Raw genomic sequence first — 24,202 nt, forward strand, 5'->3', positions numbered from 1 at the left:
ATCCCGTTCTATTCGAACGGCTCGTCAATTCGACTAACCCGGTTTTTTACTCTTCCCCGTATTCAGCCGTCAGCTGATCGTAATACAGCACCCCGGCCTGCTTGTTGTTCACATTCTTCTCTTCCATCGCAATGTTGCGTACCGTAATCGGGAATAAGGTATCCTGCGGCACATCCAAGCTCACATAACGCCATTCCCCCGTCCAGTTCGTACCGCCAATGGAGGTGAAGTTCCACAATTTATTCGCCCCGCTTCCATCCGTAACGCCAAGCCGCAGCTGATGCATGTTCCCGTCGCCATAGACCCAGAGCCCGATACGCTTCGGCCTGCCTTCAATAATACGGCCAGGCTGGCCTGCCGCATTCAGCAGATTCACATAGGCTGCTGACGTTCCGGATGTTCCGGTCAAATCATATATCAGCTTCCCGGACGACTGTCCGAACTTGACCATGTTCGGTTCCGTCACAAGCGAAAGCGCAACAGAGCCTGGAACCGTCCGCACTTCGGAAGCTGTGATGCCATCCAGGTCCTCGAACGGTTCAATAACCGGGGATGGGCCTACGTGCACCTCAGCCGTTGCGGAATGGTCACCATACACGGTGGTGATCGTACCTTGTGCATCTCCGCTTCCCGCCGTGAATACGCCATCTGGACTAATGGAGCCGATCGCGCCATCCAAAGTCCACGAAGCCTGATTCGCTGAAAGCTGAATTTCTCTGCCTTCGGCGTCATACGCCTTCAATGACAAGGCCTGAACCGAACCAGGCTCCGCAACAAACGCGTCGTGAGAGAGCGCGATTCGCGCAATCCCGTTCGTCACGGTGACATCGACTGTCTGCTGTATGCCGCCTTTCGTGTGCACCTTGATTTGACCTGAGCGCTCCTTGGTCCCCGCCGTAAATACGCCGTTATCGTCCACCTTGCCAATGCCGCCGTTGACCACCCACTTCAGATCCTTCGCGGAGACGGCTACCGGATTATAGTTCCGGTCGATTCCCTTCGCTTCAAAAGAGACCTGGCTGCCCGGCGCCACCTGAACTTGGCGGTTCGGTGACAGCACCAGCCCATCCAGCTGCTCGGTTTCAGCGGTTGATACAACGATCAATGCATTGCCGACCGGCCGTTCCGATCCATCCGACGGTACATTGAGCAGGGATGCAGCAGCATCTCCAGGCTGGCGCACATAATAGGTTGATGAACCGCCCCCGTCAATGTTGATCGCATTCACCGCACCCAGCGATTGGAGATACCCCGCTTCCTCTTCAAAGGTCATGCCGTCGGCATACCCCGGCATCCGGCCGTCGGCCACAACGATGATCAGCTTGCCTTCCGCCGTCACGCCCAGCATCGTGCGCGGATGGCGGTCAAGGTTAACGGCTTCCCCCGGATCGGTAATCTGGGCGGGAATTTCCCCGTTCTTCAGGAGAATCCGCCCCAGCGTAGAGTTCCCGGAAATGACCTCCTGCGCCTCATTGATTCCTTTGTCGAAACTGACGGATATTTCAATATTATCCCCGGCAGCAAGGGTATTCCGTACCCAATCCGCCTTCGTGCCCGTTGCCGAGAGAACATACTGTCCTTCCCCGATCAACGTATCGGCGCGGTCGCCGATCGACTGGACCACAGCTTTAACCGGCTGACCCGCAACCAATTGCTCCTCCTCTACACCAAGAACCACCTCTACGCCTCCAGCCGGCGTACGCGTAGAATCACCGAATCGGCTCGTGAACAGAAAGGCCCGGTCATTGTGGGAAGGCACCCGGCTCCGGTTGACCATATCGATGTCGAGTGCCATTCCGCTCCCGGTCCGAACAACAGCGGTCATCGTCACATTTTCTTCGATATGTACGCTTCCGTCCGCCAGAATATACATGAGCGCTTTGATGGAACCCGGGGAGGAAATTAACTCGCCATTCGATATCTGAAGCCCTGACGGCACGCCGACGGAGCTGAAGAAATCGCCATTGACCCCGCCCACCACGCGATGCCCCATCGCCTCCTGTTCGCGGATCATATAACCGACGGTTTCACCTCTGGAAACCTCCATCCGGGAGGATACGGCTTGAACCTGAATATGCGGAGACTTCGGATCGACCTCCATCACCTGAATCGCCTGCCGGGAGTCCGGCTCATCCAGCGTGATGCTGGTATGCTTCACGCCAGGCGCCGCCATGTAAGAAAATTCATCTGCGCCAGTAGCCTGCAATCCCTCAGCATGTACCTTTACGGGCTGAAACGGTACCGATACGCTTCCTGCAACCAACACAGCGGACAGCAGCAGTAGGCTTAACCAATTCTTCACTCGTGATTGGATCATCTTCGTAAATCCTCTCCTTCGCAGTCAAGATTATATAGTCTTTACTGTGCTTCTATAAAGATAGAAACTCCCACCCCACTTTCCTAAACGATCCCGAAAATATGACGCTGAATCGCCTTGGCACGCCATCCTCCGCATTCGTGTCCGTCTGCCTATCGGCAACCGCCTTAGGGATAAATCATTCTCCCTTGATTGAGCTCATTCTTTATTTCGCCTCCTTTTTTACATTTGTCGATTAGCATACATGCAGAACTGGAGTGCAATAATCAATTTAATTGATTAATTGTATTATAAGAATATCCGAACGATGATGGCAATCTTTTTTTACTTGGATCGGCATAGGAAGCATATATTAGATGGAGCGGCTTTTGCGAAGGTGCATCGATGTACACTTTTCTTTAGATTATCGAAGCTATCCGTTTTCAGCGAAGCTGAACCGTTCGATAATCGCAAGAAAAATTTCCTCTAATTGCAGTCCGGCTTCAGTGAAGTTCTTCGATGTACATTTTTCTTATGGATTAAGTAGGTATATAATGTTCGTTATATAGGGATACCAACTATCGATAAATAGATTTCATTTTTTTCGGCATCCACTCAAACGGATGTCTTCTCCCTATATAAAAAACTTACCGTGCCGCGCACGAATAAGGAGGTCATACCCTATGACAGAACCTAATCTTGATCATACAGCGCCCAAAACGCTTCGCGATATCCCTATTTCCATCCTGGATCTCGCCCCGATTACAGCGGGCAGCACCGCTGCACAGTCGCTGCGGAATACACTTGATCTGGCCCAGCATGCCGAGAAGTGGGGGTATAACCGCTACTGGCTTGCCGAACACCACAATATGCCGGGGATCGCCAGTTCGGCCACCTCGGTCGTCATTGGCCATGTCGCCGGGGGCACGAGTAAAATCCGCGTCGGTTCCGGCGGCATCATGCTGCCGAACCACGCTCCGCTGGTCATCGCCGAGCAGTTCGGGACCCTTGAATCGCTCTATCCCGGCCGGATTGATCTCGGTCTTGGCCGTGCGCCGGGATCGGATCAGCTCACATCCCGGGCGCTCCGCCGCGGTCCCGGCAGCGACGGCCAGGATTTCCCGGATCGTCTCGGCGAGCTGCGGAATTACTTCCAGCCTACCTCCGGCTCGTCCATGCGCATCCGGGCGATTCCCGGTGAAGGCCTGCATGTACCGATCTGGCTGCTCGGCTCCAGCGGTTTCAGTGCGCAGCTGGCAGGACAGCTGGGGCTTCCGTTCTCTTTTGCGAGCCACTTTGCTCCGGATTATCTGATGGCCGCGCTTGACCTGTATCGCACCAGCTTCCGTCCTTCATCGGAGCTGAGTAAGCCTTATGTCATGATCGGCGTGAACGTGATCTGTGCCGACACGGATGAGGAAGCGCAGCGCCTGGCTACCTCGCCGTACCAGCAGTTCCTGAATATCATCCGGGGCCGAACCGGCCAGCTGAGTCCACCGGTGGACAGCATGGATGATCTGTGGAACCTGCAGGAGCAGGCCATCGTGAAGCGCCAGCTCAGCTTCTCCGCCATCGGCAGCCCTGCAACCGTCCGCGCGCAGCTGGAGCAGTTCCAGCAGTCGACGAACGCGGACGAAATCATTGTCGCGGCCGCCATCTACGATCATGAGGCGCGCTTGCGTTCTTATGAGCTGCTGGCGGATGTTGTCGGCATCAAATAAATGTTATACCAAAAAGACCAGTCAAACCCGGAACTCCGGTGCTTGACTGGTCTTTTTTCAAATATATATTACAGCGTCAATCCGCCATCAATTGTAACCAGCGAGCCTGTCATGTAGCTGGAGCCCGGAGAAGCCAGGAAGGCAACCACGTTCGCGATTTCATCCGCCTCAGCCGGACGGCCCATCCGCATGTTGCCCACTTCCTCAGGCACGTAGCCGCCTTCCATGAAGGACTTGGCCACCGCTGCCGTAAGCGGCGTCTGAACGCCGCCCGGGCAGATTGCGTTCACGCGAATGCCCTGCTTCACGTATTCCAGCGCTGCTCCCTTCGTCAAGCCCACCACCGCATGCTTGCTTGCCGAATAAGCGGCCGCACTGTGCTCGCTGCGGATACCTGCCGTGGAAGCGGTATTGACGATATGTCCGCTGCCCTGCTCCTTCATGACTTTCAATACATACTTCATCCCGAGAAAAGCGCCCTTGACGTTCACGTTCATTTGACGGTCAAATTCGTTCTCGTCGATGTCGTCCAGCATCGAGAACTTCTGCACGATACCCGCATTGTTGAAGAAAAAATCGATTCTGCCATAGGCCTTAACCGCCTGATTCACGTAGTTCTGGACATCTTCGGTTTTGGTCACATCCGCTTGCACGAAGATGCCCTCTCCGCCCTGCTCCTTGATTAAACGCAGCGTTTCCTCGCCGGCTTCCTTGTTGAAATCAACGAGCACTACCGCTGCACCGTTCTCAGCCAATTTCAAGCTGCTGGCTCTGCCGATCCCGCTGGCTGCCCCGGTAATGACAGCGATCTGTTTGTTATCGGACATGAAACAACACTCCCCTTGATGGAAAAATAAAATTAGGCCTGACCGAGTTGTATCACGATCATTTCTGCCGTCTATCGCTTATAGACAAGCCATTGGAAGGATGAATTACTTCGCGAAATATCCGCCATCGATCGGCAGCTCAACGCCTGTAATGTAAGAAGACTCATCCGAAGCCAGGAACAATACGCCGCGTGCGATATCTTCCGCTTTGCCCAGGCGTGGAAGCGGAGTCTGGGATTGGAACCACTGCATCATTTGCTCATCCTTGAAGAGATCCACGGTCATTGGCGTTTCGATGTAGCCAGGGTGAACCGAATTGCAGCGGATGTTATGCTTCGCGAAGTCAACGGCCGTGGCTTTGGTCAGCATGCGTACCGCGCCTTTGCTTGCCGTGTAAGGACCGGCGCCGCTGCCGCCGGTCAGGCCGGCAATGGAGGAAATGTTGACGATGGAACCGCCGCCGGCTTCGATCATGTGCGGAATAACATATTTTTGGCCGAGGAATATGCTCGTAACGTTAATCGACATGGTCTTCTCCCAGCCTTCGACCGTCAAATCCATGAACGGCGTTGCATTGGAGACACCGGCATTGTTGACCAGGATGTCGATTTTGCCGAATTTTTGAACCGTCTCGTCTACGACACGAACCCAATCTTCCTCGGAAGCTACGTTGTGCTTGAATCCGATCGCTTCGCCGCCAAGCGCTTCAATCTCGGCTACGACGTCTTTGATCTTGTCTTCCTGAAGGTCCGTAATCGCAACCTTGGCTCCCTCCTGCGCAAACAAAAGAGCGTCGGCTTCACCCATACCACCTGCTGCACCTGTAATGATTGCTACTTTATTGTCTAATCTCCCCATGAGAATACCTCCTGAAATACTAGTCGTTGGTTTGGCTATCTTCATTGGACCGCCCGATCTTAAGCTGCAGATGTTCAATCATCTTCTCGTATGAAGCGATCAACACATCCATCTCCTGATCCGAGAAATCCGACCATAAGCCTTCATTCAATTCACGGTACTTCGCAATCATCCGGGCTTCAACTTCACGGCCCTGCTCCGTAATCTTAAGATAGACCTGACGCCTGTCCTCGCTGGACGCCACCCGTTCAATATAACCCTTACTGACCAGCTTGTTGCTCAAGTTGGTCACGGCCGACAGCGTAACATTTAAGGCATTGGCAAAATACGAGCTGGTCTGCTGCCCCTCATACGCCAAGGTCTGCAGCACGTAGTACTGGGGGCCGGTCAAATCATTGTCCAGAATCTTGGCATAGTTCGCCACAAGCGTCATCATCTGACGGGCTACCATGTTAGATAATTGTTCCCTCTTATCCAGTTTCATCACCTCGATGCACAACGAAGTCTTACACATATATTACAAATTTAAATAGTTAAAAGCTTTTAACAATATAAATTGTATACCCTTGCACATCGCTCGTCAACCACGATAAAATGCCCGATCTGGTTGTTATTCCCACCGTCGCAAGCAGAGAAGACGAAATGCGCTCAGAGTGGATCTCGCTTGATCGAACCAAGCAAAGATTCCAATGGATAGCACGTTTTATCTATAGAAAAAAGAGCACCCTCAGGTGCTCTTGAAAGTATATCCATCCTCGTTTCAGTGTATCCCGATAGAGGAATAGCCGGTATATTCAAAAGTATCGTAGTCGGCGTGAGCCGAGCTTTCTCTGCTATTCCCGGTAGTGTAGCGAGCGATCAGCGCTAGGATAAATCCGCCATTCCGATCGGACGAGACAATGGCGGCTGGGGCAGATGCGATTCGAATCCATCGGCTGCCGTCTACGTCACCTGACAGGGAATCCACACAAAATGGGAGATCCCTAATACGCACGTTGGTGATGGAAAAAGGCACCACCCCAGGTGATGCCTTCTTAGCCTTTCGTTCATCCTGCCGTATCCATCCGCGCATCCAGCGTGAGTTGACGCAGTTGGTCGAGCGTCATGCGGTCTACGAAGCGCGAGAACTTCTCTTTTTTCTTGCCATGCTCCTGATAGATAGTGATCAGCTTCAGGATGATTGGAGCCAGCTGCTGCGGTGTCAAATCCGTATGCAGTTGCTTGGCTAGAGCAGCCTTCAACCCTCTCGGCTCTCCACCTACATAGATATCATAGGTATTCCGCATCTTAATAACGGCAATATCTTTAAGCAGCGGTTCACTGGTGCCGAGCGCACAGCCCGCGTAACCGATCTTTAGCGGATTTGGTACAGGATGATCGGCGATTACTCCATCCAGCATCTTTGCAACGTCCAGTCCCGAATCCTCCGCCCCCCGGCAGAAGTTGCAGGTGATCAGGCTCTTGGAGACAAAGCCCGCGGGATGAACCTGAAGTCCGGCGGCTTCCAGCTTTGCCTTGGCTTCCACCACCCGATCTGCATCCATCTCCACGTACAATTGCTTAAAGGTTGTCATCTCAATACGGGCATCCTCGCCTACGATAGACCCCAAGACCGCCAGCTGATCCGGGCGGAACAGCGTTCCGCCCACCTCAAAGCCGGGTGTCACTGCAAATTTTTGCGATGCCAATGTCTACACTCCCATCAAGTCGCCCTTATTATCGTTTCCTTGCTAGGTTTGATCCACGCTATATATGAACGGTCTCTTTGCTTCCGTTATACCTTCATCCGCTGCAGGCGAAGGGCATTCAGCACAACCGATACGGAGCTCAGTGCCATGGCGGCCCCGGCCACCCAAGGTGCCAGAAGACCGATGGCGGCAATCGGAATGCCAAGCGAGTTATAACCCAACGCCCAGAAGAGGTTCTGACGGATGTTGCTCATCGTCTTGCGGCTCATGTAGATGGCATCCGGAATGCTGTTCAGATCCCCCTTCATCAGCGTCACGTCAGCGGCTTCCATTGCCACGTCCGTACCTGTACCGATAGCCATGCCGATGTCGGCAACCGCAAGTGCCGGCGCATCGTTAATGCCGTCGCCAACCATGGCGACCTTCTTGCCCTGCTGCTGAAGCTTCTTCACTTCATCCGCTTTGCCTTCCGGCAGTACCTCGGCCCGCACATGGTCGATTCCAACCTGCTTCGCGATGGCCTGTGCCGTGCGTTCATTGTCACCGGTAATCATAATGACTTCGATGCCCATTTCTTTCAATCTCGCTACGGCAGCACGGGACGTCTCCTTGATTGTATCTGCCACAGCCACAAGACCTGCATATTGGCCGTCTACAGCCGTTAACATGGCAGTCTTGCCCTCGGTTTCAAGCTCTGACATTCTGCCGAGGATCGCATCAATCGGCACGTTATGCTGTGCCATCAGCTTACGTGTACCGACCAGCACCTCGTGTCCTTCCACGCTGGCACGGATGCCATAGCCTGGAATGGCTTCAAAATGCTCAGCTGCCGGAAGCTGCTTTCCTTTTGCCTCAATTCCGGCCACAATCGCTTCAGCAAGCGGATGCTCGGAGCTCTTCTCAGCAGATCCGACCAGACGAAGGAACAGCTCTTGATCAAAGTTATGAACTTCCACATCGGTCAACTCGGGTTTGCCTTTGGTGACCGTCCCTGTTTTATCCAGAATAATCGTATTGATTTTATGGGTGGACTCCAGATGCTCTCCGCCCTTGAACAGAACACCCAGTTCTGCAGCGCGGCCCGAACCCGCCATGATCGAGGTCGGTGTAGCCAGACCCAACGCACACGGACAAGCAATAACCAGAATCGCAATAGCGATTTCTAAAGATTGAGCGAAATTACCAGGCGTTACCCAGAAGTACCACACGAGGAAGGCAACAATCGCAATCCCGACCACGATCGGAACGAAAATGCCGGAGATGACATCAGCTACCCGCTGAATCGGAGCTTTGGAGCCTTGCGCTTCCTCAACCACCTTGATAATTTGGGCTAGAGCGGTCTCCTTACCCACTTTCGTCGCTTCAAGCGTCAAGCGTCCGTTCTTGTTTATGGTGGCGCCGATAACAGCATCGCCCGCTTTTTTCTCAACCGGAATGCTTTCACCTGTCAGCATTGACTCATCTACCGCCGACGTGCCCTCCACGACTTTACCGTCTACCGGGATTTTCTCACCCGGCTTTACCAATACGAGATCACCCACCAGGACCTGTTCCACCGGAATGGTCATCTCCTGACCGTCACGAACGACCAGCGCCGTTTTGGCTTGAAGACCCATCAGGGTTTTGATAGCCTCCGAGGTACGGCCTTTAGCCAGGGATTCGAACAGTTTCCCCATAATGACCAGCGTGATCAGCACCGCACTGGTTTCATAGTACATTTCGGGCCCATGGTGTACATTGGCTCCGGCAGCGGCCCAATCAATCGTTAAATACAGACTGTAGAAATAGGCTGCCGACGTACCGAGTGCGACCAGAACGTCCATATTGGCGCTTTTGTTGCGAAGAGCCTTATAGGCTCCCACATAGAACTGTTTCCCGATAAAAAACTGCACCGGCGTTGCCAAGATCAACTGGAACCAAGGGTTCATAAACAGATCCGGCATCCAGATCCAAGAGGTGAAGGAGAAATGGCTCACCATGGCCCAGAGCAGCGGCAGAGACAGAATCGCCGACAGGAGCAGCTTCCGCTTTTGCTTGGTGATGGCCTCCTTGCGGTGACTTTCCTGATCAAGCGTCTCCTGTTTGGAAACCGCCTGATACCCGAGCTTCTCCACACGCTGTTGAATATCGCTAAGGCTTACCTCTGCGGGATTGAATTCCACCCGGGCCGTCTCCAGTGCAAAATTGACGTTGGCCTGATTAACACCTGGCATCCGGCTTACCACTTTCTCGATTTTCGAAGCACAGGCAGCACAGTACATGCCAATCAGCTGCAGGTCCACGGTTTCCTTTGCTGTTCCGTAACCCAGCTTTTCAATTTTCTCTTCCATTTGCTGGACGGTAACCACATTCGGATCAAATGTAACCGACGCTTTTTCCAGCGCAAAATTCACATTCGCTTCCTGGACGCCCTCCATTTTGCTTAGACCCTTCTCAATCCGATTCGCACAGGCGGCACATGTCATACCCGTTAACTGCAGCGACGTTTTCTTCTGTTCCATTGTTGCTTCTGCTCCCATCTTCTCCTCACCCCTCTGCATCCTCGTGCCGTATAGTTAAACTACGTTGTATCCTTGTTCCTCGATAATTTCTTTGATTTTATCCAAATTGACTTTGCCTGCGTCGTATTTGACGGAGACAGTGCCTGCCTTCAAATCCACATGACCCTCGATGTTCTCATTCTTTAAAGCTCCTTCAATGGAATTCACGCAATGCATGCATGACATACCTTCTACTTTTATGATTACCTGTTCCATGTTCAATCTCTCCTTTGGATTATGTTTTATTGTGAGCAGCCCTTCTAGAAGCATGCCCGGAATAAGTTTTGAACTGGTTGTGCTCGTTTCTTGATGTTAGTATACCCCCCTACCCTATATTTAGTCAATGGATTTTCTCACTTTTTCTGAAAAAATGTTCCCCGCTATGCTTTAACCGCTTAACCGTGCGGTATTCTTCACCTTGAATAAACACCAACTGCCACCTTTAGAAGGTGGCAGCTCCATGGACACTCATCATAACCAGACCGTCTCCAGCCAGGAATTCCATTATTTCATTAACTTGTTCATGGTTGTTAACAGCTCGGTAATAACATCGTCGTCACCTTCCTGCAGGCGTTCCACCACACAGCTCTTCATATGATGCTCAAGCAGCAATTTGCTGACGCCGTTCAAGGCCGACTGGATCGAGGAGATCTGGTTTAATACATCATCACAGTACGTATCCTTCTCAATTAAGCCCTTTACACCGCGAATCTGTCCTTCAATCCGGTTCAACCGGCTGACGAGATTGCTTTTCGTTTTGTCGGAATGATGGCTCTTCCGTTCACTGGTTACCGCGCATGCGTCATGTACATGGTTCTCGATTGTCATACCCATTCCCCCCTTGATCACGTTACTTCATCTTATTCTAACCCTATTTCCATTATATCATATAGCCCCCCACCCTATAAAGCCCAGCTTATGGAATGAAGATTGGATTCCGAATGATCATTACTTTGTGATGGATGATAACTGGTGGCGAGGTGTTGACAGTCGGCACTTCGGCCCGCTTGCTGCTGATCGGATTGAAGGCAAGGTTGTCGGTGTGACGGAAGATTATCGCCAAGTCCTGAATCATTTGCCGGAGGACGCGTAATAACTATCAAGAAACAGAAAGGTGTCCGCTTGCCCTTTATGGAACATGGATGAAAAAATAAAAATATTCCGCGCCTCTTCTTCTGTTTCGGGCGAATTTTTCTCCAGGAACTTTCCTTTTTTATAGTCATAGAAGTAATCCAGGATGTCATCGGACTGTGATGGCTCATATTGCTCCCCATATCGTTTCTTGATCTCGCCAATTTGCATTCCTATTTCAGCACCGCGCGTTGTTTGATAATGACCTTTCGATTCTTCCTCCATCCTGATCGCAACAATGGCATCATCTCTGTAGAACACCGCGATCCCGAAATCGTAGTCAAATACACCCCTGGCATGCTCTTGTCCCGTGCCAAGCACTTTTTCAGCATCCGCACGATTCATGCCGTAGTGTACCTTTTGGCCATTATCTATGCGCACGATCCCCATGTCTTCTTTGGAAAACTTCTCCGTTGGCTCACCGCCGCCGCTACAGCCTCCTAAGACCAGGATCAATACTATCAACAAGCAGAAGTATCTAACCATGTAATCCTCCTCTAGAGTTTTTTTCAAGATTTTACCATATAATGCTTTACAAAGGGCACTATTTCTACCTGGGCGTGCATCAAAAGTACATGCTCACAAAAAGATTCGGCTTTCGAAAAGTATCCAGCCATGAAAAAAGGATGCCCATCAGATCCAACATCTGATGGGGCATCCCCTAATTTCCACGTCCAGTTATAAAATGAACTTAGTACATCGTCCGCCCCTGCTCATCCGGCACGCCCGATTTACGGAAGAAATACGTGTTGATCACGTCCCGCCAGTGCTTCGCATGCTCCGCCTGATCGGCCAGCCGCTCGGTTACTTGAATGAAACGCACCGGATCGACTTTATCCTCTAGCGAGGTCCATGCGTCGAGCAGTCCAGCCGCTGCTTGCGCCCCGGCAAAATGTGAGTCATAAATATGCTGAATCACCGTTTTACCGGATTTCAACACATGGGAATACGGCACATGATGGAAGAACAGCAGCAGCTCGTCAGGACAATCCGCCAGCGAATCATATCGGGCCCTATTCGGCTCGAAATACTGTGCGGTATAACCCGTGCCTGTCGCCACCGTGCGATCGACGCCCATCCCGTCCCGATCGGCAAAATGGTACGTACCCCACCTTGAATATTCATAGCCGTCCACATCCGGGCCATAATGCGTATGCGGCGTAATCATCCAGCCCACCCCGAGCGGGGAAGTGTAGCTTTCATAGATCGGCCACGATTGCATCAGCATATCGCATACCGTGTCGACCACCGGTTCGTCATTGCCGAAGGTTAGCCTCGTCCATTCTTCCGCGATCCCCTCGGAGGACAATTCCGGATCCCAGATCAGGCGTCCGAAGCCATACAGATTCGCCTGCGCCAAGGTGTGACCCGTCCAGTTCTCATCATTTCCGATGTTGGAAACGGCGGCGATACCGCTGAATGTCATGCCGTGCAGCGAGCCGTCCACGATCTTCTTAATCTCGGAGCCCGGTCCGTTCGCATAGGTATCGAAATCCAGCACCTCTTTCCACTGCGGTACCAAATAGCATACGTGACGCTGCTGCCCCGTATATTCCTGCGCGATCTGGAACTCCAGCACCTGATTGGTCTCTTTCATGCTGCCGAACAGCGGTGATACCGGCTCCCGTACCTGAAAGTCCATCGGTCCGTTCTTGATCTGCAGCAGTACATTGTCCTTAAACCGTCCATCCAGCGGGGTAAAATGATCATAGGCCGCACGCGCTCGGTCCGTGCTGCGGTCGCGCCAATCCTGCATGCAGTTGTAGACGAAGCAGCGCCAGATGACAAGCCCGCCATGAGGCTCCAGCGCCTCGGCCAGCATATTGGCACCATCGGCATGGTCCCTGCCATAGGCAAACGGGCCCGGTCGATGCTCCGAATCCGCCTTCACCAGGAAGCCGCCGAAGTCCGGGATATGATCGTAAATCTCATTCGCCGTGTCCTTCCACCACTGCCGAACCTCTTCGTTCAGCGGGTCGGAGGTGGACACGCCGCCGATATGCAGCGGAGCCGCAAAGTTAATGCTCAAGTACAATGTCATGCCATATTCCCGGAAGATATCCGCGATCTTCGCAATCGTCGGCAAATATTCCGCAGTAATGAATTTCGTCTCGATCTCGTGCACATTGACGTTATTAATGGAGATGGCATTCATGCCCACGGAAGCCAACAGGCGGGCGTAGTCTCTTACCCGATCCAGATTTTCGGTAAACCGTCCGTTTTCGTAAAAAATCGAGCTGCCCGAGTACCCGCGTTCCACCGAGCCGTCGGCATTGTCCCATTGATTGATCATCCGCAGTCCGTTCACTGGCTGCTCGGTCACGTTCAGTCCGGTTAACGGTTGGTGGGAGGCCAGCAATCTCAATAAATGAAACACCCCATATAATATGCCTTTACCGGATCCACCGGTCAGTACCAGCTTCTCCTGCTGCCCTTGGCCTAAAGCTAAATGCTCCAGCTGAAAGCCTTCTGCGCCTAGCCGGGCTTCCTCCATCCGGCCCTTATCCCCGCCTGAGCCGACCCCATCCATTTCTCCCATGTCTGCTTCAGCTGCCGCAAGAATGCGTACCTCGAGATAAGATGAAGCCGGGGCCTCGGCCGTGATGACCGGTACGATACCGAGCATGGATTGGCACGCCCTCTTCAGCTCCTCCATGGCGGCGTTAGCAACCCGCGACTGCTGCAGGTCCGACACAATCGTGCCGAGCAGCCTGCCGTATCCGGCGGCAAGCTTGCGATCCTTCACGGGCGCATACTGCAGCCACGCTTTATATAAAGTGCTGTTCAATGTCAGTTCCTCCTTCTTTGGCAAAAAGCCAGTGCCATCTCTTCGGATTGCCGTTGTCTTAAACTCCTGCTTCCCATCAGAGCCAAAATACAGATGCCGGCCACAAGGACCGGCAACATGACAAGCTGATGGCAGCCTTAACCGCTTATATTGCTTCGTATTTGATTAGGATGAATGCTGATCCGCGCCATAACGGATTACACCTTGGCTGTAATCTCCACCAACCGGTGAAACGCCGGTTTCGGCTGATGCCGCTCATCGAACAGGAAGGGCCAATTCTTCCGCCCCCGTACCGGGAAATCGTCCAGCCAAGTGTAATCGTCGGCTGCGCCCCAGAAGGTAACGGACGTAATATGATCCCGGTACTCCTTCAGAATGCCGAACATCGCCTCATACCGCTTAGCTTGAGCCTCCAGAAGTTCTTCCGGCGCTTCGGTCAGATCCTTCCGCTTGTCGTCAAACCGGAACATCGACACATCGAGCTCCGTAAGCTGGAGCTGTAGGCCGAGCGACGCGTACTTCTCGATCGCCGCCCGGATATCGTCAAGACCCGGGTCGTACAGATTCCAGTGCGCCTGCAAGCCTACGCCATGGATCGGCGTTCCTTGATCCAGCAGCGACTTGACCAGCGTATGGATTTTGTCCCGCTTGTTCGGATGGGACTCATTGTAATCGTTATAGAACAAGAGGGCCGACGGATCGGCTTCATGAGCATACTCGAATGCCTTGGAGATAAAATCGGGACCCGCAATGTCCAGCCATTTGGACGGACGAAGAAGTTCGGCACCTTCATCGGAGATTACCTCGTTCACGACGTCCCAGGCGTAAATACCGTCCTTGTATCGCTTCACGACCGTGTCGGTATGCGACTTCAGCCGTGCGTACAGCGTGGCTTTATCTACCAGGCTCCCGTTCTTGTCCTCAAACAGCCAGTCGGTCGTTTGGTTATGCCATACCAGCGTATGGCCGCGCATCTTCATGCCATGCTTGCGGGCGAAGGCGGCAAGTCGGTCCGCGTCCTCGAACGTATACGTATCCTCCGCCGGATGCACGCTGACAAACTTCATTTCATTTTCCGCTGTAATGCTGTTGAAATGGTACGATAGCAGTTCCTCCTGCGTTTCGATTGTCCGCGGGTTCACGGCCGCTCCGATGAGAAAGTCATCCGCGAACATTTCCTTAAGCCTCGGTTCATTTCGATGCGTGTTGGACATACGCAATCCCTCCTTGAAATAGAGATCATAGCAAGATTGATGGTTTATGATCATGATGCCAACGGCATCGTTGGTCGGCAGCCATCCAAGCATGCCCCTGACCACGTACCGTGTGCTCGGGGAGCAGTTGTACATATTTAGCGGTCTTCCGCAGCTTAACCTTTCACCCCGCCAAGGGTCATTCCTTGCACAAAGTATTTTTGCAGGAACGGATACACCAGAATGATCGGCACGCTGGCCACGATGGTCATCGTTGCCCGAATGGAAGTCGGCGTCACCTGATTCGCGCCGCTTTCCGAGCTTGCAAACTGGCTTGCATAGTCGTTGCCCGAATTCAGCGAGGAATTCGAATTCTGGAGTATTTTCATCAACTCATACTGCAAGGTGCTAAGCTCGCTGTATGAAGAGTTGTACAAGAATACGTCAAACCAGGAGTTCCACTGGGATACTGCCGTGAACAGCGATACCGTAGCAAGTACGGGCACGCATAGCGGAAGCACGATTTTCATGAAAGTCGTGAATTCACCGGCGCCGTCGATCCGGGCCGATTCCAGAATTCCCTCCGGCAGTCCTTCAATGAAGGAACGGATAACGATCACGTTAAACACGCCGATCAGGCCCGGAATGATGTACACCGAGAAGGTACCCAGCATGCCCAATTCGCGAATCAACAGAAAGTTCGGAATCAAACCGCCGCTGAAATACATGGTCAAGATGAAGGCAATCGATACGAATTTGCGCAGCACATATTCCGGACGGCTAATCGTATAGGCCACCATGGCACAGCAGAATACGGAAGTGATCGTTCCGATCAACGTACGCAGAACCGAGATGAAGGTAGCGTGGAATATCGTGGCTTCGTTAAATACATATTTGTAATTCTCCCATGTGAAATCCCGCGGCCATAAATAAATGCCGCCTTTCACCGAATCCGTCGCATGGTTGAAGGAAACCGCGAGCGTATTGATGAACGGGTACAGCGTGACGATCATGAGACAGATCATGAACACAATATTAAAGGTATCGAATAACCGGTCCGCGGGAGACTTGAACCGGGCGTGGGCCCGCGGTGAATCTGAAATCTTCGCCATATGAATCCTCCTGTACGTTTTCTGATAGAGAACGGTCCTCGCAAGCTTCGCTTAGAACAAGCGATCTTCGCCCAGTCTCTTCGCGATATGGTTAGCCGTGAACAAGAGTATGAAGCTGACGACCGTCTTGAACATGCCGGCTGCAATCGAGAGCGAGAAGTTGCCCATCTGAATACCGTATTTCAGCACGAAAATATCCAGGTTCTCGGAATAATCCACGTTCATGCCGTTGCCAAGCAAATATTGCGGTTCAAACCCGGATTCGAGCAGGTTGCCGATATTCATGATCAGCAGGATGATGAATACCGGTTTCAGACCCGGCAAGGTGATGTTCCAGATCCTTTGAAAGCGTCCGGCGCCATCGATTTCCGCCGCCTCGTACTGCGAGGGATCAATCATCGTCATGGCAGCCAAATATATGATGGTGTTCCAGCCGACATTCTTCCATACCTCCGAAACACCGAGTATTCCCCAGAAATATTCCCCTTCCCCAAGCCATAGGATCGGTTCCTTAATGATCCCGAACCACATGAGGAGTTCATTGATAATCCCGCCGTCTGCGGACAGGGCCGTCGAAATAATGCTCGCAGCCACAACCCAAGAGATGAAATGGGGCAAATAACTGATCGTCTGCACGACCCGTTTAAACATCAAATTACGGAGCTCATTGAGCAGGATCGCTAACACAATCGCCGTAACAAACCCCAAGACGAGATTAATGAAACTCATGGCGAGCGTGTTGCGCATCACCCGAAGGAAGTGTTCGTCCTGAAACAGAAAGGTAAAATGCTGCAAGCCCACCCATTCCTGATCGAATATCTTTTTGGCCGGTTTAAAGTCCTGAAACGCGATGGTCCAGCCCCATAGCGGCAGGTACTTAAAGACAAACAACCATATCAAAAAAGGAATCGACATGAAGACCAGTGCCTTCTGCTGCAGCAGCTTCTGGAAGAAGCTTTTTTCGCCTGTTGGCGGTCTATTGTTTAATCCAGTATCGTTTTTCCGTTGTTTATTGAAGAAACCTTTCGATACCGCCGGCGTTTCGCGTAACGCCGTAGTCTCTGCAGGTCCAATCGGGTTCGCTTTATCCACGGTTTCTTCTCCTTCCTATCCAGCCCTTACAATTATGCTAGTTATAGAAGAGGAGGGACGGATACAAGCATTTCGTGTGGTCCGTCCCTTGCGCCTCTCCTTCATTTATTATTTTCCTTGGGCATTTGCGATTTTCTTGGCTACTTCCTCGGTGATCAGATCCTCGTACCCCTTCACATCCAGCTTGCTGAACTCGCCAACATATTCGTTCCAGATACCGTCAAACTCCGCAGGGTTTGCAAGAACCAGTTTCGGGAAGTATTTACGCTGCAAATCGCTCTTCTTCTGAGTGAAGATTTGGGCTGGTGAGCCTTGATCAATCGGAATGCTCCAAGCCGGGTACCATGGACGGTCGTCCGGTGCCGCAAACAATTGCGAGAAGGAATCGATATCGTATGCTTCCAGCAGTTTCTTGTCCGGTTCGGAGTAAGACATCTTGGCAACCTCAGGCTGGCGTCCTGCACCGACAGAGTTACCGTCAGGCAGCGTGGAGCCGTTGCCGTAGCGAGGCCAGTTGTACTCGAAGTATTTGAATCCGAACGTCTCCCGGAAGGACTCCGTATTGGTCTGTGCAATCTGCTCTTCCGTACGATAGAAACGACCATTCTCATCTACGGAGTATGTCTCGTCCTTGATGCCCCAGTTGGACAGAATCTGGTTCTCGTCCGTCAGCAGGTTGTTGAAGTATTTCACAATGCGCTCCGGATCCTTCGCGCTGACGGAAATCCCTACGCCGCGGTTGTTAACAAAGGATGGCGGATCCAGATATTGATCCTTGATGTTCTCATCGTACACGATCGGCAGCGCCATATATTCGAGGTCGTCACTACCCGACTTGTTGGCTGCTTCACGCAGGTTGTTGATCGCTTGGCCTGCCTGCCATCTGTAATCGAAGAAGCCAAGCACCTTACCGGAAGCCAATTTGGCAAGGTATTGATCATAGTTGTCCACAAAAGAGGATTTATCGAACAGGCCTTCCGCATTCAGCTTGTTCAGCTCCTGCAGGTAACGCTTCGTTATGTCATCGTCCGCGTAGTCGTTCGCCACGTGGGTTTCCATGTCAATGATAATGCCGCCATCGTTCGGATAGCCGGCCAAGTGCATCGGAGCATTCGTGAAGGCAAAGAATTTATCCTGCGTCGTCAGTGCCAAGTACCCGGTCAGGCCTTCCTCCGGATGTTTCTTCACGTAGTCGCGAATCAGGCCCAGGTAGTCGTCGAACGTCTTAATCTTCGGATAACCCGCTTCCTTCAGAACGCGGCGCTGAATCCAGAATGCGCCCTGTTCAATGTTGGGAGCCGACGTGTACTCTCCTACAACCGCGCTCAGCGGGAGGAAGTAAATGTTGCCGTCCTCGGCTTTCATCAGATTGTAATACGGCTCGTACACACGCTTGATGTTAGGGCCGTACTTATCGATCAGGTCATTGAGCGGAATGAAGGCGCCCGCCCCAACCAGCTTATCGATCGAGCTCCCCGGCACAATCACATCGGGATAATCGTTACTGGCAATGAAGGTTCCCACCTTGGTGTTCTCGTCTCCTACCAAATGCTCCATTTTAAAATTCACGCCGGTTTGATCTTCGAAAATTTTACCGATGGTCGTTTCGTTCGTATTTTTGTCTTTACCTGCTGCGGAGTTGAAATAGGTGAAGGTGACCTTCTCTTCTTTCTTCTCGCCTTCCCCGCCGGCAGCCGGTGCGTTATCCGCTGCCTCTTTACCGCCGCCGCAAGCCGCCAGAAGCGATACCATCATAACCACGGTCAGACAGCTTATCCAAAATTTCTTGTTCATGCTCTGGACCTACCCCTTTCGGTCTCGTTAATTTGTAAGCACTTTCATTATAAGAGAGCTCATGAGCGATTTTCACCCGTCAATCTTTAGGTGATACTTAGAAAACTATAGAACCGTATCTTTTGTTGTGAAAAATGGCAGCTCCCAGCTCCGCAGCCTTCCTGCTGCACTCCTGCCGTCTAACGAACAAATCCTGCTGTAGTCACTCCGAATCGGAATGCCAAGCAGGATTTGCCGTCGTTATGTTTCGATGGGGATGGACAGCCTGACCCGGGTGCCTTGTCCGGGCGAGCTGTCGATGTCAAACCGGAACCGGCTGCCGTAGTACAGCTTCAACCGGTAAATGACATTCTGAATGCCGATCCGCTCGCCCATCTCGTCCTCGGTATCCAGATAACGGCAGATGCGTTCTACCTTCTCCGCGGACATGCCTGCCCCGTTATCTTGGATGGTACAGATTAGGGATTGGCCCTCGCGCACAATCTGAACTTCAATGCGCCCCCCGTGTTTGAGCGGCTCGATGCCGTGAATGCAAGCATTCTCCACAAACGTGACGATGGCCATCTTCGGTATTTGCAGGTGTCCCTCTTCGGCTGGCGCATGGACCGAATAATCAATTTTGTCGCCAAACCGGTATTTCTGGATCTCAAGGAAACAATGGATAAACTCCACTTCTTCCTTGAGTGTCACCATGTCTTTTTTCCAAACGAGCGAATTGCGGAAGATCTTCGCCATATTATGAATGATTTTTGCCGTCTCATCCTCATCCTTCATCAGGCTGCGCATGCGGATCGTCTCCAAGGCGTTAAAGAGGAAGTGCGGATTAATCTGGCTCTGCAGGGCGTTCAATTGCGCATGCCTCCGCTGCAGCTCCAAGTTCTTCTTCTGGATATCCGCTACGTACACGTCATTGATCAGGCTCTCGAGCTGCAAGGTCATCCGGTTGAATTCACCCGTCAGTTGACCGATCTCGTCACGTGCTTCAGCCTCTTGGATCGTGTCGTAATTTTGGTTCTTGACCTTTTTCATATGTTTGAGTATCCGTACCAGACGCACGTTCAGGGACCGGCTGATCCAGACAATCACCAGGCTCGGAAGCAGGAAATTGAGGCAGGTCAGCACAATGACGAACCGCAAGGACTGATGCACGTCACGCAGCACTACATCCTCCGGCGTCACGGCCATAATCGTCCAGGTGTTCAGATTGTTGGTCGTGAACGTATCGGTATGAAACTCCAGAAACTTGTCGCCATGTGCGATGCTGCTGTACGGTACGGAGCCCTGCATGACATCGACCTTCGGATCCGTGGTATATTCAATATTTCCGGCTCCGCTCAGCAGGTATACTTTGCCCTGCACATTCAGATTGCTCATGATCTGACGGATTGAGGGCATCCGCATATCAATCTTGAGATACTTGGTATGGTCATCCTGGGAGCTGAAATAATTCATGCTCCGGATGATGCTGAAGCTGTCCAATTGGCCGTTGTTGCCCGTACGCATCACGATCGGCTGGGTTACGTTCTTGCCCGCGATTGCCTTGTACCAAGCCTCTTCCTTCACCTGGTCGCTGATATAATTAATGCCGCCGGAATACAGCAGGGTCGGATTGCCCACATACACCGTGATCTCGCTGACCGAATTGTATACGGCACTGCCCGAATTCAGTATGCGGCGGAGATAGGTATCGTAAGCCTCGATATAATCGGCCGGATGATCGTACACCGTTTCCATGATCTCGTTCAATTGAACGTCCGTGTAGAAGACCGAGGAGATCTCCAGGGCGTCCTCGACTTCTCGGCGGAACTCGTTTTTCATCTGCTCCAGCGCTACGGTTATATCCTGGATCCGCTGCTCCCTCACGCTGCCGGATGTCACGTTGTAGAAGATGAGGTTGGTAATCAGGATCGGTAAAAATACAGCCAGGAAATACAATAGCAGCATCTTGTCCCGCAGACGGACATTATTTAGGCTCGGCTTCATGCATTCGTCCCTTCGGACGCGGCCTCCCTCATCAAGCGGCTCCGGTACTCGCTTGGCGTCATCCGTTCCATCTTCTCGAATTGCGTAACGAAATAGTCCGGATTGCCGAAGCCGACCCGCTCCGCCACCTCATAGATGCGCAGATCCGTCTGGCGCAGCAATCTCTTCGCTTCGTTCACGCGCAGCTGCAGCAGGAAATCATTAAAGTACATACCGTACGCTTTTTTGAACAGCTGTCCCAGATAAACCGGGTTCATATAGAATTTCCCTGCAATGCCCTTCAGACTGATGTTCTCATGATAATGGGCCTCAATGTAAGCCCGGATCTTCTGGATTCCGCCCTTGTGCTGCTCCTTGCGAAGCTGCGCAATATAGTTCGCGCTTTCAATCGCAAAATCCGTAAACAACCGCTTCAGCCCATGAAGCGACAAGTTCCGGTCATGCCACTCGGTCATCTGCTCCAGACTGGACAGCCGGCTTTGATCCCCATCCATGCTGCTGAGCACCCGCACCACGCCCAACACGCATTGGTTGATCGCCGTCTTCACCGCTTCGGGAGCATACAGCTGCTCCTGAAAGGATTCAAACAGCGAGCGAATCGTCCCCTCCAGCTTCTCGAAATGCAGCTCCTCGATCTGCTCCAGCAGCTGTTGATAAAGATGCTCTTCCAGCCCGATATATTGCAGATCATGCACCGAGGCTTCCTCATGGATCACCATGCCGCTCTCATCATAGATGTACTTGTATAGGAGCGCTTCCTTGGCCGTTTCGTAGGCGTCCTGAATGAGGGACAGTCTCGAAACCGGCCGGCCGAAATAGACGAAGATTCGTTCATGCTCCGAATCGGCGAGTGATTGCTGAATGCGCCTAGCAAATCCCCGCTGACACCCCTGGAACGATTGCAGGATGCTCCCCGGAACGATGATGCCGATTCGATTACGGTGCTCATGCAGATAGAAGGGCTGTTCCCCATTCGAGATCGCAAGAAGGGCCGCTTCCACCCTGTCCTTGAATTCGCCTCTGCCCCCGTCATTGTCGTTAGCCGAAGCCAGCGGATGGTCATTCCGTTCGACAAAGACATAGAACAGACGGTCTCCCGGCAAGAGTTCAAGGCGTTGCTCCCATTCGTATAGCAGCGTCTCATCGGCTTCCCCTATAATGAGCGATTCCATCAAGGCTCCGGACAACAGCCTCTCTTCTCGCACGCGAGCCTCGCGGTCTGACTCCAGCCGTTCGCTGAGCCGAACCAGCGCATGGCTGAATTCCGTCTCGTCAATCGGTTTCAGAATGAAATCATGCACGCCGTAACGAACAGCCTGCTGGGCATAGTTAAAATCATCGTATCCGCTTACAATAATGAAATACGGCTTCACAATATCGTCCGTAACGACACGCCTGATCAGCTCGAGTCCATCCAGCACCGGCATACGGATATCGGTAATGACCACATCCGGCTGAAGCCGTTCAATCAGTTCCAGCGCATCTTCTCCGTTATCCGCTTCATCCACAATTTGAAAGCCGCAGGCTTCCCAATCAATCAGCTTCAGGAGCCCTTTGCGCGTAAACACCTCGTCATCCACCAATATCGCCCGGTTCCATTGCACGGTATGTCCCCCTCGCCTATTCGTGCACATCTGCCTGTCACAGATCTTCTATCCATCCACCAGCAAACGCTTTCATATAGTAAGTCTATTGTTCATGCTCCGCACAGAATTGTCAATGGATTTGAAAATAGCGCTCGGCATTGTGGTAGCAAATATCCTGGATAATGGCACCGATATATTCATAATCCGCGGGCAGTTCCCCTTCCTTGATCCAGTCCCCGAACAGGCGGCACAGCACTCTGCGGAAATACTCATGCCTCGGGAACGACATAAAGCTCCTGGAATCGGTCAGCATGCCCACAAAGGTGCTGATCAGCCCCATGGAAGACAACGCGGTGAGCTGCTTCAGCATCCCTTCCTTCTGATCGTGGAACCACCAAGCGGAACCGAGCTGAAGCTTGCCCTCGACACCAGCGGACTGGAAATTCCCGATCGTGGTAGCGATCATTTCGTAATGAGAAGAATACAGGCTGTACACAATGGTCTTCGGCAGCTGATCGTTTCTGTCGAGCCTGCTCAGAAATCCGTTCAAGCTTTCCGCCAGATGAAAATCGAGAATCGAGTCATACCCGCTGTCCTTGCCGATCTTCGCGAACATGCGCGCATTATTGTTCCGAATCGCCCCAATGTGCAACTGCATGGTCCAGCCCTTGGCGTGGTACATTTCTCCGAGCTTAAGCAGGGTGTAAGTGCGATATTTCCGTTCCTCAAGGGGTGTTAAGCTGCCCCCGCTGATCGCTTTGCCGTAAATGTCCGCAACCTCTTTTTCATCGGCTTGTTCGCAAGGAAACGCGCCAAAGCCGTGATCCGACAGGCGGCAGCCATGATCGTGGAAATACTGAATTCGTTCTTGCAGTGCATCCAGCAGCCCTTGATAGGTATCCACGGCTAAACTGGCCGTCGTTCCTAAAGTCTCCACATAGGATGTGAAGTCCGGGTTCGTGATATCCAGCACCCGATCCGGACGGAATGCAGGGGCAACGACGGTGGACAGCTCCCCATGATCGCGAATGGCACGATGAAACTCCAGCGAATCAACGGGATCATCTGTCGTGCAGGCCACTTTGACTTTGAATTTTTCCAGAATTCCGCCTGCCCGCAAGGCAGGAGCCTTCAGCTTCTCATTGCAAGCGTCCCAGATCTCCTTGGCATTCTCCGCGGTCAACCGCTCCTGAATCCCGAAGTAGCGGGTCAGCTCCAGATGGGTCCAGTGATAGAGCGGATTGCCAACCAATCGCGGAACGCATTCCGCCCAAGCCATAAACTTCGCTTCGGCGCTTGCGCTGCCGGTAATCATCTCTTCGTCGACGCCAAGCCAGCGCATCGCCCTCCACTTGTAGTGATCCCCCTCCAGCCATAACTCCGTCAGGTTATCGAACTGTCGGTTGATGGCAATATCCTTCGGGTTTAGATGGTTGTGATAATCGAATATCGGCATCCCTTCCGCATAATCATAAAAGAGTTTCTTCGCGCTGTTGCTGTTCAGCAGCAGATTTTCCGTGTCCAAACGGCTCATGTGATTGCCCTCCGATTCTTATTTCAATTTTCAGTTCCATACTACCATACAAGTATGGT

Annotated in this window: 20 protein-coding genes; 2 read left to right on the forward strand and 18 right to left on the reverse strand. The window is 52.3% G+C overall.

Annotated features, from left to right (window positions below; translation table 11 throughout):
* Window positions 1–46 precede the first annotated feature (46 nt).
* The gene (locus tag PLA01S_RS13015) at window positions 47–2,317 is read right to left on the reverse strand and encodes a phosphodiester glycosidase family protein (RefSeq protein ID WP_127592579.1); all 2,271 of its coding nucleotides are present in this window, start codon (window positions 2,315–2,317) and stop codon (window positions 47–49) included.
* Window positions 2,318–2,979: 662 nt separating this feature from the next.
* Here PLA01S_RS13015 and PLA01S_RS13020 point away from each other — a divergent pair.
* Window positions 2,980–4,017, forward strand: coding sequence for an LLM class flavin-dependent oxidoreductase (locus PLA01S_RS13020; protein ID WP_127592580.1), 1,038 nt, complete (start codon window positions 2,980–2,982; stop codon window positions 4,015–4,017).
* Between the two features lie 68 nt (window positions 4,018–4,085).
* Here the strand turns inward: PLA01S_RS13020 and PLA01S_RS13025 are convergent, their stop codons facing one another.
* From PLA01S_RS13025 to PLA01S_RS13060, 8 genes are all read right to left on the reverse strand, one after another.
* Entirely contained in the window at window positions 4,086–4,844 is a 759-nt protein-coding gene (locus PLA01S_RS13025; protein ID WP_127592581.1) for an SDR family NAD(P)-dependent oxidoreductase, read from the reverse strand.
* Between the two features lie 105 nt (window positions 4,845–4,949).
* Entirely contained in the window at window positions 4,950–5,702 is a 753-nt protein-coding gene (locus PLA01S_RS13030) for an SDR family NAD(P)-dependent oxidoreductase (protein ID WP_127592582.1), read from the reverse strand.
* A 19-nt stretch (window positions 5,703–5,721) separates the two neighbouring features.
* Window positions 5,722–6,153 carry a MarR family winged helix-turn-helix transcriptional regulator gene (locus PLA01S_RS13035; RefSeq protein WP_100541100.1) on the reverse strand — a complete coding sequence of 144 codons (432 nt, stop codon included), beginning with the start codon at window positions 6,151–6,153 and terminating at the stop codon, window positions 5,722–5,724.
* Between the two features lie 309 nt (window positions 6,154–6,462).
* A complete protein-coding gene (locus tag PLA01S_RS13040; protein WP_127592583.1) occupies window positions 6,463–6,669 on the reverse strand; it encodes a beta-xylosidase family glycoside hydrolase in 207 nt (68 codons plus the stop codon).
* 79 nt (window positions 6,670–6,748) lie between these two features.
* On the reverse strand, window positions 6,749–7,390 hold the full coding sequence (locus PLA01S_RS13045) for a nitrite reductase (protein ID WP_127592584.1): 642 nt from the start codon (window positions 7,388–7,390) through the stop codon (window positions 6,749–6,751).
* A gap of 86 nt (window positions 7,391–7,476) precedes the next feature.
* Complete coding sequence (locus tag PLA01S_RS13050) at window positions 7,477–9,909, reverse strand: heavy metal translocating P-type ATPase (RefSeq protein WP_127592585.1); 2,433 nt, start codon at window positions 9,907–9,909, stop codon at window positions 7,477–7,479.
* Window positions 9,910–9,945: 36 nt separating this feature from the next.
* A complete protein-coding gene (locus PLA01S_RS13055) occupies window positions 9,946–10,146 on the reverse strand; it encodes a cation transporter (RefSeq protein ID WP_127592586.1) in 201 nt (66 codons plus the stop codon).
* A gap of 288 nt (window positions 10,147–10,434) precedes the next feature.
* Entirely contained in the window at window positions 10,435–10,758 is a 324-nt protein-coding gene (locus PLA01S_RS13060; protein WP_127592587.1) for a metal-sensitive transcriptional regulator, read from the reverse strand.
* A gap of 13 nt (window positions 10,759–10,771) precedes the next feature.
* On the opposite strand from PLA01S_RS13060, the gene PLA01S_RS32820 reads away from it, so the two are divergent.
* The gene (locus tag PLA01S_RS32820; protein WP_272868145.1) at window positions 10,772–11,023 is read left to right on the forward strand and encodes a S26 family signal peptidase; all 252 of its coding nucleotides are present in this window, start codon (window positions 10,772–10,774) and stop codon (window positions 11,021–11,023) included.
* Here the strand turns inward: PLA01S_RS32820 and PLA01S_RS13065 are convergent.
* The 9 genes from PLA01S_RS13065 to uxaC form a co-directional block, all read right to left on the reverse strand.
* The gene (locus tag PLA01S_RS13065) at window positions 11,002–11,547 is read right to left on the reverse strand and encodes a hypothetical protein (protein WP_127592588.1); all 546 of its coding nucleotides are present in this window, start codon (window positions 11,545–11,547) and stop codon (window positions 11,002–11,004) included. The two genes, PLA01S_RS32820 and PLA01S_RS13065, sit on opposite strands and share 22 nt — an antisense overlap.
* A gap of 205 nt (window positions 11,548–11,752) precedes the next feature.
* The gene (locus PLA01S_RS13070) at window positions 11,753–13,849 is read right to left on the reverse strand and encodes an alpha-glucuronidase family glycosyl hydrolase (RefSeq protein ID WP_127592589.1); all 2,097 of its coding nucleotides are present in this window, start codon (window positions 13,847–13,849) and stop codon (window positions 11,753–11,755) included.
* Between the two features lie 197 nt (window positions 13,850–14,046).
* Window positions 14,047–15,063: an endo-1,4-beta-xylanase gene (locus PLA01S_RS13075; RefSeq protein ID WP_127592590.1), complete on the reverse strand. Its 1,017-nt coding sequence runs from the start codon at window positions 15,061–15,063 to the stop codon at window positions 14,047–14,049.
* Between the two features lie 155 nt (window positions 15,064–15,218).
* Window positions 15,219–16,154 (reverse strand): carbohydrate ABC transporter permease, encoded by a 936-nt coding sequence (locus tag PLA01S_RS13080; RefSeq protein ID WP_113057829.1) that lies wholly within the window; start codon window positions 16,152–16,154, stop codon window positions 15,219–15,221.
* A gap of 51 nt (window positions 16,155–16,205) precedes the next feature.
* Complete coding sequence (locus PLA01S_RS13085; RefSeq protein ID WP_127592591.1) at window positions 16,206–17,246, reverse strand: ABC transporter permease; 1,041 nt, start codon at window positions 17,244–17,246, stop codon at window positions 16,206–16,208.
* 108 nt (window positions 17,247–17,354) lie between these two features.
* Window positions 17,355–19,040, reverse strand: a complete 1,686-nt coding sequence (locus PLA01S_RS13090) for an ABC transporter substrate-binding protein (RefSeq protein WP_127592592.1) — start codon at window positions 19,038–19,040, stop codon at window positions 17,355–17,357.
* Between the two features lie 240 nt (window positions 19,041–19,280).
* Window positions 19,281–21,023 (reverse strand): sensor histidine kinase, encoded by a 1,743-nt coding sequence (locus PLA01S_RS13095; RefSeq protein ID WP_127592593.1) that lies wholly within the window; start codon window positions 21,021–21,023, stop codon window positions 19,281–19,283.
* On the reverse strand, window positions 21,020–22,627 hold the full coding sequence (locus tag PLA01S_RS13100; protein ID WP_127592594.1) for a response regulator transcription factor: 1,608 nt from the start codon (window positions 22,625–22,627) through the stop codon (window positions 21,020–21,022). Before PLA01S_RS13100 ends, PLA01S_RS13095 begins: the two co-directional genes overlap by 4 nt.
* Window positions 22,628–22,739: 112 nt before the next feature.
* Window positions 22,740–24,143: a glucuronate isomerase gene (gene uxaC, locus PLA01S_RS13105; RefSeq protein WP_127592595.1), complete on the reverse strand. Its 1,404-nt coding sequence runs from the start codon at window positions 24,141–24,143 to the stop codon at window positions 22,740–22,742.
* Between the last annotated feature and the right edge of the window lie 59 nt (window positions 24,144–24,202).

The organism is Paenibacillus lautus NBRC 15380, assembly GCF_004000945.1.
Classification (GTDB): Bacteria; Bacillota; Bacilli; order Paenibacillales; family Paenibacillaceae; genus Paenibacillus_AQ; species Paenibacillus_AQ lautus.

Coding starts and splice junctions, on each gene's coding strand:
- PLA01S_RS13095 (WP_127592593.1), bottom strand. CDS start 21,023: ATGAAGCCGAGCCTAAATAATGTCCGTCTGCGGGACAAGATGCTGCTA.
- PLA01S_RS13055 (WP_127592586.1), bottom strand. CDS start 10,146: ATGGAACAGGTAATCATAAAAGTAGAAGGTATGTCATGCATGCATTGC.
- PLA01S_RS13015 (WP_127592579.1), bottom strand. CDS start 2,317: ATGATCCAATCACGAGTGAAGAATTGGTTAAGCCTACTGCTGCTGTCC.
- PLA01S_RS13060 (WP_127592587.1), bottom strand. CDS start 10,758: ATGACAATCGAGAACCATGTACATGACGCATGCGCGGTAACCAGTGAA.
- PLA01S_RS13025 (WP_127592581.1), bottom strand. CDS start 4,844: ATGTCCGATAACAAACAGATCGCTGTCATTACCGGGGCAGCCAGCGGG.
- PLA01S_RS13030 (WP_127592582.1), bottom strand. CDS start 5,702: ATGGGGAGATTAGACAATAAAGTAGCAATCATTACAGGTGCAGCAGGT.
- PLA01S_RS13020 (WP_127592580.1), top strand. CDS start 2,980: ATGACAGAACCTAATCTTGATCATACAGCGCCCAAAACGCTTCGCGAT.
- PLA01S_RS13075 (WP_127592590.1), bottom strand. CDS start 15,063: ATGTCCAACACGCATCGAAATGAACCGAGGCTTAAGGAAATGTTCGCG.
- uxaC (WP_127592595.1), bottom strand. CDS start 24,143: ATGAGCCGTTTGGACACGGAAAATCTGCTGCTGAACAGCAACAGCGCG.
- PLA01S_RS13035 (WP_100541100.1), bottom strand. CDS start 6,153: ATGGTAGCCCGTCAGATGATGACGCTTGTGGCGAACTATGCCAAGATT.
- PLA01S_RS13050 (WP_127592585.1), bottom strand. CDS start 9,909: ATGGGAGCAGAAGCAACAATGGAACAGAAGAAAACGTCGCTGCAGTTA.
- PLA01S_RS13090 (WP_127592592.1), bottom strand. CDS start 19,040: ATGAACAAGAAATTTTGGATAAGCTGTCTGACCGTGGTTATGATGGTA.
- PLA01S_RS13065 (WP_127592588.1), bottom strand. CDS start 11,547: ATGGTTAGATACTTCTGCTTGTTGATAGTATTGATCCTGGTCTTAGGA.
- PLA01S_RS13080 (WP_113057829.1), bottom strand. CDS start 16,154: ATGGCGAAGATTTCAGATTCACCGCGGGCCCACGCCCGGTTCAAGTCT.